The sequence below is a fragment of the Halarchaeum grantii genome (assembly GCF_014647455.2).
Classification (GTDB): domain Archaea; phylum Halobacteriota; class Halobacteria; order Halobacteriales; family Halobacteriaceae; genus Halarchaeum; species Halarchaeum grantii.
Genome location: NZ_BMPF01000002.1, coordinates 155575 through 168366, shown reverse-complemented (window position 1 = coordinate 168366; position 12792 = coordinate 155575). Strand labels below are relative to the sequence as shown.

Below are 12792 nucleotides of genomic sequence, written 5' to 3'. Positions count from 1 at the left end.
TGCGTCCCGAGCGAGTGAGTAAAAGTCTTCTGTGCGTCCGCGCTCAGGCGTCGCGCGCGATGTCGGCGGCGACGCCCGTGTAGCTGGCGGGCGTGAGCGCGCGCAGTTCCTCGCGGACGTCCGCGGAGACGTCGAGGTCGTCGAAGAGGTCGCGGAAGTCCTCGAGGGTGACGCGCTCGCCGCGCGTGAGGGCCTTCACGCGCTCGTAGGCCTCGGTGTCGCCCTCGCGGCGGAGGACCGTCTGGACGGCCTCGCCGATGATCTCGGGCGTGGACTCGAGGTCGTCGCGCATCACCCGCTCGTTCGGGACGACCTTCGCGAGGCCGTCCTGCAGTTTCGTGTATCCGAGCAGGCAGTAGGCGAACGCGGCGCCGACGTTGCGCTTGACCGTGGAGTCCGAGAGGTCGCGCTGCAATCGGGAGGTGGGGAGGTAGTCGGCGAGGAAGGCGAGGTCGCTGTTGGCCTTCGAGAGGTTCCCCTCCGAGTTCTCGAAGTCGATGGGGTTGACCTTGTGCGGCATCGTCGAGCTCCCCGTCTCGCTCTTCGCGGCCTCTTGGCCGAGGTAGCGCTGGGAGACGTACGTCCAGACGTCCCGGTCGAGGTCGAGGAGGACGGTGTTCGTCTCGCGGAGCGCGTCGAAGAGTTCGGCGAGGTCGTCCGAGGGGTTCACTTGGGTGGTGGGCTCGGTGTACGCGAGGCCGAGGCCCGCGACGAACTCGCGGGCGAACGCGCGCCAGTCGACGTCGGGGTAGGCGGCGTGGTGGGCGGCGTAGGTGCCGGAGGCGCCCGCGAGCTTCCCCGCCAACCCGTCCGCGGCGGCTTCGACGCTCGCGAGCTTTCGGCCGAGGCGGGCGGCGTAGACCGCCATCTCCTTGCCGAACGTCGTGGGCGTCGCTGGCTGGCCGTGGGTGCGCGCGAGCATCGGCGTCTCCGCGTAGTCGTGCGCGAACCCGACGAGTTCGTCGCGGACCTCGCGGAGCTCGGGAACGAGCACCTCGGTGACGGCAGGCTTGAGGAGCAGGCGGTAGGCGAGGTTGTTGACGTCCTCGCTCGTGAGCGCGAAGTGGATCCACTGGTGGACGCGCTCGGGGGCGTGCTCGCGGACGAAGTACTCGACGGCCTTCACGTCGTGGTTCGTCGCCGCGTACTCCTCGGTTCCCTCCGTCTCGATGCGCTTGACGAGGGCGGCGGACTCCTCGTCGAAGGACTCGTAGGCGTCGCGGAGGGCGGCGCGCTCGGAGTCGGAAAGGGCGAGCGGCGTCGCCTCGAGGTCGGCGAGCGCGCAGAGGTACTCGACTTCGACGCGGACGCGAGCACGCATGAGCGCGGCCTCGCTCGCGTAGTCGGCGAGCGGGGCGGTCCGGGAGGCGTAGCGGCCGTCGAGGGGTGAAACCGCGTAGAGCGGGTCCGGCATACCCGCCAGTCCCGTCGCGCGGCCCAAAAGCGTGCCGGTCCGAATCGCCACGTGCGTGTATAGACGAAGCGCACCGGAGCGGAATACCCGCTGTATCTATGCTCGTCTGTGCATACTTCCCCTCGAAGAACCGCAATCCCTTTCGGCGTGCGGTGCGCGAGGCCGCGTATGAAGCTAGCCGGCATGGCCAGCAACCGTGGACGGAACCTGCTGCACATCGCCGACCGGGCGCCCGGCGACGCCGAGTTCTCGGTCGTCCTCACGAACGACGCGGACGCCCCCGTCTTGGAGGCGGTCGCCGAGCGCGACATCCCCACCGAAGCCGTCGAGCGCGAGGAGGGCGAGGCCCGCGAGGCCCACGAGGAGCGCGTCCTCGAACGCCTCGCGGACTACGACGTCGACCTCGTCGTCCTCGACGGCTACATGCGCGTGCTCACCGAGACGTTCCTCGACGAGGCGCCCACGACGCTGAACGTCCACCCGAGCCTCCTCCCCTCCTTCCCCGGCATGGACGCCCACGAGCAGGTCCTGAAGGCGGACGTGAGCGTGACGGGCGCGACCGTCCACGTCGTCACCGAGGCGGTGGACGCCGGCCCCATCGTCACGCAGGAGCCCGTCCCCGTCTACGCGGACGACGACGAGGCCGCGCTCAAGGACCGCGTTCTCTACGAGGCGGAGTTCGAGGCCTACCCGCGCGCGATCCGGTGGTTCGCGAACAACGACGTCGAGGTCGCGGACGACGAGGTCCGCGTCGAGGCCGACGCGAACGAGGAGTTCCCCGTCCGCCGCATCGACGGCGCCGACCGCGAGGCCGACCTCCGCTACGGCGAGAACCCCCACCAGGACGCCGCCGTCTACGGCGACCTCGGCAGTACGGAGCCGAGCGTCGTCCACGCCGACCAGCTCAACGAGGGTGCAAAGGCGCTCAGCTACAACAACTACAACGACGCCGACGGCGCGCTCAACCTCATCAAGGAGTTCGAGGAGCCCGCCGCCGCCGTCATCAAGCACACGAACCCCGCCGGCTGCGCGACCGCCGACACGCTCGCCGAGGCCTACGCGGACGCGCTCGCCACCGACCCGATGAGCGCCTTTGGGGGTATCGTCGCGCTCAACCGCCCCTGCGACGAGGCGACGGCGGAACTGATCGTCGACTCCTTCAAGGAGGTCGTCGTCGCGCCCGGCTACACCGACGCCGCCCTCGCCGTCCTCACCTCGAAGGACAACCTCCGCGTCCTCGACGTCGGCGGCGACGAACTCGGGCCCGACGTCGTCTCCGAGCGCTTCACCGAGCAGTCGCTCGTCGGCGGCAAACTCGTTCAGGAGCGCGACACGTGGGCCCCCACCCCGGACGACCTCGAGTTCGTCACCGAGGCCGAACCCGACGCCGAGCAGGTCGAGACGATGTGCTTCGCGTGGAAGGTGCTGAAGCACGTGAAGTCGAACGGCATCCTCTTCGCGAAGGGCACCGAGACCGTCGGCGTCGGCATGGGACAGGTCTCGCGCGTCGACGCCGTCCGCCTCGCCGCGATGAAAGCCGACGAGCACGCCGAGGGGAAGGGCGCGCAGGGCGCCGTCATGGCCTCCGACGCGTTCTTCCCGTTCCCGGACGGCATCGAGGAAGCCGCCGACGCCGGCATCGAGGCCGTCATCCAACCCGGCGGCTCCGTGAACGACGATGACGTCATCGAGGCCTGTGACGAACACGGCATCGCGATGGCGTTCACGGGCAACCGGACGTTCCGGCACTCGTAACTCCGAGCTTCCCCCGCCGGCGAACCTTCTTCACGGGGAACGCGTCCACCGCGTCGTATGCGCTGACACCGTGGTGAGCGGGCCTCGCGACGCGACGGCACACCCGCTCACTGGCTCGATCAGGTGCCGTCCGCTCGCTATCGCTCCGAGAGCCGTGGGTCCGAGAGTTCGCCGCGAACCTGCGGCGCTCGCGGGTCCGTGACGAACTCGACGCGGGTCCCGCCGTCCGCCGCGTCCGTCACCGCCACGTGCCAGCCCTGTCGGGCCGCGATTCGCGCGACCACCGGGAGGCCGTAGCCCGTCCCGCCCTCGACCGTCGTGCCGCCGAGTCTGAGGACGCGCTCGCGCTTCTCGCGCTCGATTCCGGGGCCGTCGTCGGCGACGTAGAACCCGGATTCGCCCCCGCGCTCGAAGGCGTCGACGGTCACCGCCACGTCCGGGCCGGCGTGCGTCAGCGCGTTCTCGAAGACGCGCTCGAGCGCGTCCCTGACGAGCGCGGCGTCCCCGGTGACCGTCCCGGGGTCGCGGACGTCGAGCGTCGCGTCGGCGGGCTCGACGGCGCTCCACGCCGTGTGTGCGAGCGCCGCGACGTCCACGGGTGCGACCGCGATGCCGGCGCGTCCGACGCGGAGGAACTCGACGGCGTCCACGACCGTCGCGTCCGCGCGGTCGATGGCGTTCGCGACGCGCTCCTTCGGGTTCGGGCCGTCGCCCTCGTCGTCCGGGAGCATGTCGAGCCAGCCGCTCGCGACCGTGAGGCGATTGCGGAGGTCGTGATTGAGCACGGCGGCGCTCGACCACAGCGCCTCGTCGCGCTCGCGCACCGCCGCCTCGGCGACGACCTGCTCGGTGACCGTCGCGTGTTCGGCGCGAACGTAGCGCTCACCGTCGGCATCGAACGCCGCCGCGCGGAAGCGATACCAGCGTCGCGTTCCGTCGGCCGCGCGCTCGTACTCGGCGTGCGCCGACTCGTCGCCGTCGAGTACCGCGCGGAGCGCGTCCGCGACGCGCGCGCCGGCCGCATCGGTGGCGGCCACGGCGCTCACGTAGTCGGTTCCGGCGTCCGCGGTGGCGCCGAAATGCGCGAACGACGCCCACTCGTCGTTTCCCGCGACGACGACGCCGTCGGCATCCAGCACCGCGAGCGCGTCGCTCGCCGCGTCGAGGGCGCCGGCGGCGACGGCGTGGGGGATGTCCATGCACGACCCGTTCGAGCGGTCGGGCCATAGGCGTTGGCCTGTCGGGACCGAGAGGGGCGAACCCACCGAGCGCGGTGCGCGCCGCGTCGTCCCACCTGTCCCGGTGGCGTGACGCCCGCTCCGGCATCCGACACGCCTTTGACCGCCCGAACGGAGGTGTCTGTATATGCGCTACGACGAGGCCGCGAACTTTCTCCTCGACCTCCAGCGGTTCCGCCCGCGCGCCGGCACCGAGGGGGTCGCGGACCTCCTCTCGGCCCTCGACGACCCCCAGCGAGGCCCGACGTACGTCCAGATCGCGGGGTCGAACGGGAAGGGGAGCACCGCTCGGATGGTCGAGTCCGCGCTCCGCGAAGCCGGCCTCGACGTCGGACTCTACACGTCGCCGCACTTCGACGACCTGCGCGAGCGCGTCCGCGTGAACGGCCGCAAGGTCTCCGAGGCGGCGGTCCGTGAGTACGTCTCCGAGATAGAGGAGTACGTGACGGAGCGCGCCGCGACGGGCGACTCGCCGACGTTCTTCGAGACGATAACGGGGCTGGCGCTCTGGCGCTTCGGGACCGCCGACGTCGACGTCGCCGTCCTCGAGGTCGGCATCGGCGGGAAATACGACGCGACGAGCGTCGTCGACCCGGCGGCGTCCTGCGTGACGAGCGTGACGCTCGAACACACCGGCATCATCGGCGATACGGTCGCCGAGATCGCGACCGATAAGGCCCACGTCGCGCCCGCCGACGCGCCGCTCGTCACGGGCGCGCGCGGCGACGCGCTCGACGCGGTCCGGGACGTCGCGGGCGACGTCGTGACGGTCGGTCCCGAGGCGGAGCGCGACGTCCGCGTCACGTACGAGGGCGCGGTTTCGCCCGCGGAGGCCGCCGTCTCCGTCGCGGACGCGTCAGGGACGCTGAACGCTCGCATTCCCTTGCTCGGCGAGCATCAGGCGTCGAACGCGGGCATCGCCGCGACGCTCGTCCGGCAGCTCGTCGACGTCGACGACGCGACGCTCGCGCGCGGCCTGCGGAAGGCCTACTGGCCGGGGCGCTTCGAGGTGATGGGCGAGGACCCGCTGGTCGTCCTCGACGGCGCGCACAACCCGGGCGCGTGCGAGGCGCTCGCGGACACCCTCGCCGAGTTCGACTACGACGACCTCCACCTCGTCGTCGGCGCGATGCACGACAAGGACCACGGCGGGATGGCGGGCGCGCTCCCCGACGCCGCGACGGTGCGGACGTGTCGCCCGGATTCCGGGCGCGCGGAGGACCAGGACGCGCTCGCCGTCGCGTTCCGCGAGGCGGGCGCGGGCGAGGTGACGGCGATGAGCTCCGTCGAGGCCGCCGTCGAGCGCGCGCTCGAGGCCGCCGAGGCGGGCGACGCCGTGCTCGTCACGGGGTCGCTGTTCACCGTCGCGGAGGCGCGCCAGCGCTGGACACGCACGACCGTCGAGAAGCGCGCGGACTCGCTGGCGGAGTCCCGCGAGCACCTCGAACGCGCGCACGTCACGCCGGCGGGCGCGTGGCGGATGCGCGGAAAGGGCGTCCACCGCGTCGTCCGCTCGCGCGTCCAGAAGCGCCAGGCGCAGTACCTCAAAGAGGAGCTGTTGAGCCTCGGCGGGGAGTGTGCAATCTCGGGACTGAACGACCAGACGCGTGGAATGCTCGACGTCGTGATGATGGGGACGCTCGCGCAGTTCAAGCGCCTGTGTGCCAAACTCGACGGCCAGCCCTACGGGCTCTCCGTCTACGCGGACGAGCTCCGGGAGACGCTCGACATCGAGACGTCGGACGAGGGGACGGAGTACCCGTGGAGCGGCGACTCGACGGCCGTGATGGGCATCCTGAACGTCACCCCGGACTCGTTCCACGACGGCGGCGAGTACGAGGCCGTCGAGGACGCCGTCGCGCGCGCCGAGGAGATGGTGGCGAACGGCGTCGACGTCATCGACGTCGGCGGCGAGTCCACTCGCCCCGGTGCCGACCCCGTCCCGGCCGCCGAGGAGCGCGCGCGCATCGTCCCCGTCATCGAGCGCATCGCCGACCTCGACTGCCTCGTCAGCGTGGACACGATGAAGGCGGAGGTCGCACGCGCCGCCCTCGAGGCCGGCGCGGACATCCTGAACGACGTGACGGGCCTCGAGGACCCGGAGATGCGCTTCGTCGCCGCCGAGCACGGCGCGCCGCTCGTCGTGATGCACTCGCTGAACGCGCCCGTCGAGCCGGGGGCGGACGTCCACTACGACGACGTCGTCGAGGACGTCATCGACGAACTCCGCGAGCGCGTCCTGCTCGCGGAGAAGGCGGGACTGCCCCGCGAGAAGATCATCGTCGACCCCGGCATCGGCTTCGCGAAGTCCGTCGGCCAGAACTTCGAGATACTGAAGCGCGTCGACGAGTTCCACGCGCTTGGCTGTCCGGTGCTCGTCGGCCACTCGCACAAGTCGATGTTCGGCGCTATCGACCGGTACCCTGATCGGGGCGGGCACGCCACCGTCGCGGGCACGGCGGTCGCCGCCGAGCGCGGCGCGGACGTGATCCGCGTCCACGACGTCGCGGAGAACGTCGCGGCGGTGCGGACCGTCGAGGCCGTCCGGTCGGGGACGCGACTCGACGGGGCGGACGACCCGGAGCCGGCCGGTGACGGCGCGACGAACGGGGGTGAGGGCGATGAGTGACGATCCGGACGACCGGACGGTGCGCGACGACGACTTCCCGGAGGCGGACGGTCGCGCCTCCTACCTGCACGCGGTCCGCGAGGGCTACGACGAACTCGCGCGCGTCCACCGCGAGGCCCGAACCGCCGTCGGCGAACCCGGTATCGACCACGTGGACGCCGTCGCGCGCGACCTGCCGGACGGCGCGCTCGTCCTCGACGCGGGGTGTGGCGCGGGCGTTCCCGTCCTCTCGCGTTTCGACCTCGCGTTCGACGTCGTCGGCCTCGACCTCTCGCGCGAGCAACTCGGGCGCGCGCACGAGCGCTCGCCGACGGCGGGGCTCGTGCAGGGCGACATGAGCGCGCTCCCGTTCCGCGACGGCGTCTTCGACGGGCTGGTCGCGCTCCACTCCATCATTCACGTCCCCCGCGAGGCCCACGCGTCGGTCTACGCGGAGTTCCATCGCGTGCTCGCGGACGGCGCGCCCGCGCTGGTCACCACGGGAACGGACGCCTACGAGGGCGGGACGCCGAACTGGCTCGGGAGCGGCGTCGAGATGCACTGGAGCTTCCCCGTCGCCGAGGAGACGCTCGCGAGCCTCCGGGACGCCGGGTTCACCGTCGAGGAGGAGACGCGGGTGCCGGACGAGCACGGCGGCGGCGAGTTCCTCTTCGTCCGCGTTCGGGCCTAGACGGCGCCGAGGTCGCGATAGAGGGAGAGGTAGCGTTCGAGGAACGCGCGCTCGTCGTGGGCGGCGTACGACTCGTCGATGTCGAGGCGCTCGACGTCGGTGGCGTCGCGCAGGCAGTCCACGAGCTCCTCGTCGCTCGTCGCGAGGAAGCCCCGCGCGTCGCCCTCGACGAGTTCGTGTGCCGCGGAGTCCGCGTGGTACTCGACGACGCCGACGCAGCCGCAGGCGAGCGCGCGCAGGAGGTCGGTCGGGAAGCTCGTCCGGTAGGCGGTCTGCGCGTAGACGTGTGCGCCCTTGAAGAGCGCGAGGCGGTCGTCGAGGGACTGCTCGCCGACGAAGGAGACACGGTCCGCGATGCCCATGTCGCGCGCTTGGCGCTCGTAGTTCGCGCGCTCCGGGCCGTCGCCGACGACGGTCGCCGACCAGTCGTAGTCGCGGAACTCCGCGAGCGCGAGCAGCACCGACTCGAGGTTGGCGTCCGCGTCGAGCGTCCGCGAGTAGACGACGTCACCGGCGTCCGGGTCGGCCGCGACGGCGCGGACGCGGTCCATCTCGACGGCGTTCGGAATCCGGTGGAGCGCCTCGTCGGGGACGCCGGCCTCCCGGAGGGCCGTGCCGACGAACGCCGAGGGGACGACGACGGCGTCGCTCGCAGCCGCCGCCCACCGCGTGAGGCGGTCGTCGGACGGCGGGTCGTAGTACTCGGTGACGACGGGCGCGCCGAACGCGCTCGCGAGTCGCGCGCCGAAGACGAACCCCGGGCGGGGGTCGGCGACGTGGACGACGTCCGGGTCGAACGACCGGAGCGCCGGGAGGAGCCGGAGCGGCGCCCACCGCTCCTCCGGTTCGGGTTCGAGGGCGCGATACGCGACGCCGTCGTGCTCGAAGGCGTCGTGGTCGCCGTCCCACCACTGCGCGCAGAAGACGGTGACGTCGTGGCCGCGTCCGGCGAGGAGGGCGCGAAGCGAGTCGAGGCGCTCGGCGGCCGGACCCGCGTCCGCGTGGTGGACGGTCCGGGCGGAGACGAGCGCCACGCGCATGTCTTCGGGTGAGTGTGACGCCGGCAAAAGCCTTCCTCCATCGCCCGCGCCGGGTCGCGGAGGCCGGCGCGCTACTCGACGGTGAGGGTGACGGTGGCGTCCGCGCCGGCGGCGAGGGCGTCGACGAGGCCGTCATCGAACCCCTCGGCGGCGAACTCGGCGTCGAGCATGACCGTGCGGTCGTCGACGTACGTGCTGGTGCGTCCGACCATCGAGCGCTCGCTCTCGTACGTGAGGTCGGGGTCGCCGCGTCCCGCGACCGACACCGTGTGGCCGTCGGCTTCGACGGTGAGAGTGACGGTGGCGTCGGCGTCCCGCACCGCCTCGACGAACGCGTCGTCGAAGTCGGCGGGCGCACGAGCGGCCTCGACGGCGAGGATGCAGTCGCCCGCCGGCGTGAGGTAGTCGTCGGTGGTGACTTCGAACGTGCTCGCGTGCGCGGCGCTGACGTTCTCGTGGCCGCGTGCGTGGACGACTTCCCGATGCATACCACGGCGTAGCTCGCGGCCGTATATGAGGCCGTCCGTTTCGCCGCCCGTTTAAGTCACTATGGGAACGAAACACATGGGCCGACGTGTGCGAATACGCGGGGTATGCTAACTGTTTACAGCGGTTTGGGTGGCGCAAAATTTAAATGTAGTACTCCCCTACGTTGAGTCACCAGAACGCTGCGGGCGTTCGCCAGCACCGCTCGAGAATGAACCGACGCTCTCCTTACGACGGGCAACAGGACACCACGAGCGGTCGCCGTACGCGACGCTCCGGCGGTATGGAACCGAGGATCAAACAATGGTAGAGGAAGCAACTCTCGAAGTATCCGAAGCGGACGAACTGATCACCGACGAAGAGCTCCAGGAGAAATCCAAGGGGCAGCTCATCAAGAAGGCGGGTCAGTTCCGCGACCGACGTAACGAACTCAACCAGCTCGCTTCTTCCCGCGCCTCCGACCGCGACGATCTCAACGCGAAGACGCGCGAGAAAGTCGACGAGGCCCAGGAACACCGCGAGAAGCGCGACGAGCTCAACGAGCGCGTTCAGGAGCACAAGGAACAGCGCAACGAGCTGAACGCGAAGGCCAACGAGCTCTTCGACGAGGTCGACGAGCGCAAGGGCGACCTCGAACTCGACGAGGGCAAGGACCTCGACGAGCTCAAGGAGGACATCGAGCAGCTCGAGTTCAAGCAGCAGACGGAGGTCCTGTCCCCCGAGGACGAGCGCGAGCTCATCGAGAAGATCGAGAACAAGCGCGAGGAGTACCAGCAACGCAAGGAAACCCTCGAGGACAACGACGACCTCGAGGGCCTCGTCGAGGAGGCCGAGGAGGTTCGGGCGGAAGCCTCGAACCACCACGAGAAGGTCACCGAGCTCGCCGACGAGGCGCAGCAGCACCACAATCAGATGATCGAGGCCTATCGCGAGGCCGACGACATCCGCGACGAAGCCGACGAGATGCACGAGAGCTTCGTCGAGGCCCAGGAGTCCGCTGACGCCCACCACGAGGCGTTCGTGCGCGTCCAGAAGCGCCTGCGCGAACTCGACAAGCAGGAGGAAGAGGAGCGCAAGGGCGAGCGCGCCGCGAAGCAGGAGGAGGCCCGCGAAGAGGCCGAGGAGATCTACGAGCGCTTCAAGGAGGGCGAGACGGTCGACACCGAGGACCTCCGCAAGCTCCAGAAGTCCGGTCTCCTGTAAACGGGCCGTCACCGACGGCCGGGCGGCCACGAGGCCGCGTCTTCTCTCTCTTCTCTTTGGTTTTCACGCCGCGTAGCCACCGCGCGATCGTGCGCTCGTCGTGCGCCCGAGCGTTTACGTAGCGGGCACCACCCTCTAGGGTATGGATACGCTCGGAAACCGACTCGGGCAGCTCGCAGTCGTCGTCCTCGCGGCGCTCGCCGCCGTCGTCGTCGGCTGGACGGTGTTCGTCCTGCTGCCGGGCGACACCGCAGAACTGCTCGGCGTGGTGCTCACGATCGCGTTCGCGATCGGCGCCGTTCGCGGCGCGGCGCGACTCGCGCGCGGGTGGTTCGCCGACTACAACGTCGCGGAGGTCGCCGTCGACGGCCCGATCACGCGCGACGGAGCCGGCGACGGGCTCGCGGGCGGCGTCGTGACGCCGCCGGCGGACGCCATCGTCGAGCAGATCGAGGCGGCGGACGGCGACCCGAACGTCGCGGGCCTGCTCGTGAAACTGAACACGCCGGGCGGCGAAATCGTCCCGAGCGACGACATCCGCCTCGCCGTCGAGCGCTTCGACGGCCCGGCGGTCGCGTACACGACCGACCAGTGCGCGAGCGGGGGGTACTGGATCGCCTCCACGTGCGACCGGCTGTTCGCCCGCGAGGGCAGCCTCGTCGGGAGCATCGGCGTCATCGGCTCGACGGTGAACGCGAAGGAGCTCGCGGAGGAACTCGGCGTCTCCTACGAGCGCTTCGCCGCCGGGAAGTACAAGGACGCCGGCCAGCCGCTGAAGGAGCTCGACGCGGACGACCGCGACTACCTCCAGGGGCTCATCGACGACTACTACGACGCCTTCGTCGAGCGCGTCGCGGCGGGCCGCGACCTCGACCCGGCGGCCGTCCGGGACACCGAGGCGCGCGTCTTCCTCGGCGAGGAGGCCGTCGAGCGCGGTCTCGTGGACGAGATCGGCACCGCGCGCGACGCCGAGGACGCCCTCTCGGAGTCGCTCGGCGTCGAGGTGGCCGTCGAGGAGTTCCGCCCGTCGCCCGGGCTGATGCGGCGGCTCCGCGTCGGCGCGCAGTCCGTCGCGTACGCGGCCGGCGCGGGCGTCGCACGGACGCTGGCGGGCGAGGACGGCGTGGACGTCGAGTTGCGCTGACGCGCCCCCGAGAGCGCAGTAGCGGGTCTTTTTACGCGCCGACCGCGACGGTAGGGACGTCCGATGCGTACGCTGGTCGTGTGTGTCGATCGCGCGGGTGACGTGGCGCGGAAGGCCGACGTCGACCCGCCGATCGCGGGCCGCGAGGCCGTCGAATCGCTCGTCGTCGCGCTCGGGATGGACGACCCCGAGGACTCGAGCGTCAACTGCCTCCTCGAGGTGCTCCGCCTCACGGACGACCTCCGCGCGGAGGGCGACGACGCGGTGCCGGCGGTCGTCTCCGGCGTCGCGGACACGGCCGTCGGCGCGGACCGCTCGGCCGCCGCGCAACTCGACGAGCTCGTCGCCGCACACGACCCCGACTCGGCAATCGTCGTCGTCGACACCGCCGAGGACGAACGCCTCGTTCCGGTCGTCGAGAGCCGCCTCCCCGTGGACGCCGTCGACCGCGTCGTCGTCCGGCAGGCGCGCGACATCGAGAGCACGTACTACCTCCTGAAGCAGTTCCTCGCGGACGAGGAACTCCGCGAGAGCGTGCTCGTCCCGCTCGGGGCGGTGCTCCTCGTCTTCCCGGTGTTGCTCACGGTGACGCGCAGTCTCGCCGCCGCCGTCGCCTCCATCACCGCCGTCATCGGCGTCTTCATCCTCTACAAGGGGCTGAGCGTCGACGAGTACCTCGCTGACCTCCCCGGGCAGGCGCGCGACGCGCTCTACTCGGGGCGCGTCTCCATCGTCACGTACGTCATCGCGGCCGGCCTCGCGCTCGTCGGGACGTTCGCGGGCGCGCTCGGCGTCTCCGCGCTCGGCGACCCGGGCGTGCTCGTCGCCGCGATGGCGTTCGGCTACCGCAGCGTCCCGTGGCTCGCGCTCGCGGCGCTCGCGGGCGCGACCGGCCGCCTCATCGACGAGTACATCCGCGACGAGACGCTCGGCGCCGCGCGCCTCAACCTCCCCTTCGGCGCGATCGCGGTCGGTCTCGTCGTCCGCGGGTTCACGGGCTACTTCGTGGAGCGCGCGGGCGTTCTCGCGCCGCTCCACACGCCGCCGCTCCCCCTCATCGGGGCGGCCGTCCTGACGCCGGAGGAGCGCCTCGCGTCGTTCGTCCTGCTGGGCGTGCTCGTCAGCCTCGTCGGCATCCGCGTCTCCAGTCACTTCGCGGCCGGCGACGAGAGCACGGACGCCGTCAGGCGCTAGCGCGGAGTCTTTAGCCGTC

The 12792-nt window shown here is 71.2% G+C and carries 10 protein-coding genes; 6 read left to right on the top strand and 4 right to left on the bottom strand.

Annotated features, from left to right (window positions below; genetic code table 11):
• Positions 1-43 precede the first annotated feature (43 nt).
• Positions 44-1414, bottom strand: coding sequence for an adenylosuccinate lyase (gene purB / locus IEY12_RS07080; RefSeq protein ID WP_188881462.1), 1371 nt, complete (start codon positions 1412-1414; stop codon positions 44-46).
• A gap of 168 nt (positions 1415-1582) precedes the next feature.
• Between purB and purH the strand changes: the two genes are divergently transcribed.
• Positions 1583-3169, top strand: a complete 1587-nt coding sequence (purH, locus tag IEY12_RS07075; protein WP_188881458.1) for a bifunctional phosphoribosylaminoimidazolecarboxamide formyltransferase/IMP cyclohydrolase — start codon at positions 1583-1585, stop codon at positions 3167-3169.
• A 137-nt stretch (positions 3170-3306) separates the two neighbouring features.
• Here the strand turns inward: purH and IEY12_RS07070 are convergent, their stop codons facing one another.
• Complete coding sequence (locus IEY12_RS07070) at positions 3307-4368, bottom strand: sensor histidine kinase (RefSeq protein WP_188881444.1); 1062 nt, start codon at positions 4366-4368, stop codon at positions 3307-3309.
• 166 nt (positions 4369-4534) lie between these two features.
• On the opposite strand from IEY12_RS07070, the gene folP reads away from it, so the two are divergent.
• Positions 4535-7036, top strand: coding sequence for a dihydropteroate synthase (gene folP, locus IEY12_RS07065; RefSeq protein WP_188881435.1), 2502 nt, complete (start codon positions 4535-4537; stop codon positions 7034-7036).
• Complete coding sequence (locus tag IEY12_RS07060; protein WP_188881429.1) at positions 7029-7706, top strand: class I SAM-dependent methyltransferase; 678 nt, start codon at positions 7029-7031, stop codon at positions 7704-7706. Before folP ends, IEY12_RS07060 begins: the two co-directional genes overlap by 8 nt.
• Here the strand turns inward: IEY12_RS07060 and IEY12_RS07055 are convergent.
• Both IEY12_RS07055 and IEY12_RS07050 read right to left on the bottom strand, forming a co-directional pair.
• A complete protein-coding gene (locus IEY12_RS07055) occupies positions 7703-8746 on the bottom strand; it encodes a glycosyltransferase (RefSeq protein ID WP_188881423.1) in 1044 nt (347 codons plus the stop codon). The two genes, IEY12_RS07060 and IEY12_RS07055, sit on opposite strands and share 4 nt — an antisense overlap.
• A 71-nt stretch (positions 8747-8817) precedes the next feature.
• Positions 8818-9234 carry a DUF371 domain-containing protein gene (locus IEY12_RS07050; RefSeq protein ID WP_188881411.1) on the bottom strand — a complete coding sequence of 139 codons (417 nt, stop codon included), beginning with the start codon at positions 9232-9234 and terminating at the stop codon, positions 8818-8820.
• 301 nt (positions 9235-9535) lie between these two features.
• Here IEY12_RS07050 and IEY12_RS07045 point away from each other — a divergent pair, with 301 nt between their 5' ends.
• The 3 genes from IEY12_RS07045 to IEY12_RS07035 all read left to right on the top strand — a co-directional run bounded on the left by IEY12_RS07045 (position 9536) and on the right by IEY12_RS07035 (position 12773).
• Positions 9536-10435 (top strand): coiled-coil protein, encoded by a 900-nt coding sequence (locus IEY12_RS07045; RefSeq protein ID WP_188881405.1) that lies wholly within the window; start codon positions 9536-9538, stop codon positions 10433-10435.
• A 142-nt stretch (positions 10436-10577) separates the two neighbouring features.
• Positions 10578-11579, top strand: a complete 1002-nt coding sequence (gene sppA, locus IEY12_RS07040) for a signal peptide peptidase SppA (protein ID WP_188881401.1) — start codon at positions 10578-10580, stop codon at positions 11577-11579.
• A gap of 63 nt (positions 11580-11642) precedes the next feature.
• Entirely contained in the window at positions 11643-12773 is a 1131-nt protein-coding gene (locus tag IEY12_RS07035) for a DUF373 family protein (RefSeq protein ID WP_188881399.1), read from the top strand.
• Positions 12774-12792 lie beyond the last annotated feature (19 nt).

Coding starts and splice junctions, on each gene's coding strand:
- purB (WP_188881462.1), bottom strand. CDS start 1,414: ATGCCGGACCCGCTCTACGCGGTTTCACCCCTCGACGGCCGCTACGCC.
- sppA (WP_188881401.1), top strand. CDS start 10,578: ATGGATACGCTCGGAAACCGACTCGGGCAGCTCGCAGTCGTCGTCCTC.
- IEY12_RS07035 (WP_188881399.1), top strand. CDS start 11,643: ATGCGTACGCTGGTCGTGTGTGTCGATCGCGCGGGTGACGTGGCGCGG.
- IEY12_RS07070 (WP_188881444.1), bottom strand. CDS start 4,368: ATGGACATCCCCCACGCCGTCGCCGCCGGCGCCCTCGACGCGGCGAGC.
- IEY12_RS07055 (WP_188881423.1), bottom strand. CDS start 8,746: ATGCGCGTGGCGCTCGTCTCCGCCCGGACCGTCCACCACGCGGACGCG.
- folP (WP_188881435.1), top strand. CDS start 4,535: ATGCGCTACGACGAGGCCGCGAACTTTCTCCTCGACCTCCAGCGGTTC.
- IEY12_RS07045 (WP_188881405.1), top strand. CDS start 9,536: ATGGTAGAGGAAGCAACTCTCGAAGTATCCGAAGCGGACGAACTGATC.
- IEY12_RS07060 (WP_188881429.1), top strand. CDS start 7,029: ATGAGTGACGATCCGGACGACCGGACGGTGCGCGACGACGACTTCCCG.
- purH (WP_188881458.1), top strand. CDS start 1,583: ATGAAGCTAGCCGGCATGGCCAGCAACCGTGGACGGAACCTGCTGCAC.
- IEY12_RS07050 (WP_188881411.1), bottom strand. CDS start 9,234: ATGCATCGGGAAGTCGTCCACGCACGCGGCCACGAGAACGTCAGCGCC.